The sequence below is a fragment of the Vibrio sp. 1727 genome (assembly GCF_033344415.1).
Lineage (GTDB): Bacteria > Pseudomonadota > Gammaproteobacteria > Enterobacterales > Vibrionaceae > Vibrio > Vibrio alginolyticus.
Genome location: NZ_JAWPOT010000623.1, coordinates 1 through 532 on the forward strand (window position 1 = coordinate 1; position 532 = coordinate 532).

Annotated in this window: 1 protein-coding gene; it reads right to left on the reverse strand. The window is 51.3% G+C overall.

Annotation, left to right across the window (positions count from 1 at the left end):
- A partial coding sequence (locus R8O10_RS27260; RefSeq protein WP_318192237.1) for an ATP-grasp domain-containing protein occupies window positions 1-532 on the reverse strand: 532 nt, incomplete at both ends.

A 532-nucleotide genomic window follows, 5' to 3' on the forward strand; every position in this document is an offset into this window, starting at 1 on the left:
TAGTCACCGCATACGTTGATGTGACCCATTTTGCGCCCTTCACGTTTTTCTTTTCCGTACCAGTGGATGTGGCAACCATCCATGGCGAGCAGCGCTTCTGGCAACGTATCTTCACCAAGAATATTCACCATTGAGGTTTCGCGAATCAGTTTGGTGCTGCCTAACGGCAAGCCGCACACGGCGCGCAGATGGTTTTCAAACTGACAAGTTTCCGCACCTTGCTGTGTCCAGTGACCGGAGTTGTGCACGCGTGGGGCAATCTCATTGACTAACAGTGTGCCATCGACATCAAAGAACTCGAGTGCCAATACGCCAACGTAATCCAGGCTATCTGCGACGGCCGTGAACATCTGCTTGGCTTGGGCTTGCAGCTCTGGCGCATCAATCGCGGTGGATAAGCTCAATACGCCATTGGTATGAACGTTTTCTGCTAGAGGGTAAACTTCAACACTGCCGTCTTTGCCACGCGCACCAACTAAAGAGACTTCACGATTAAATGGCACAAACTCCTCAGCCACAATCGCTTGAGTTG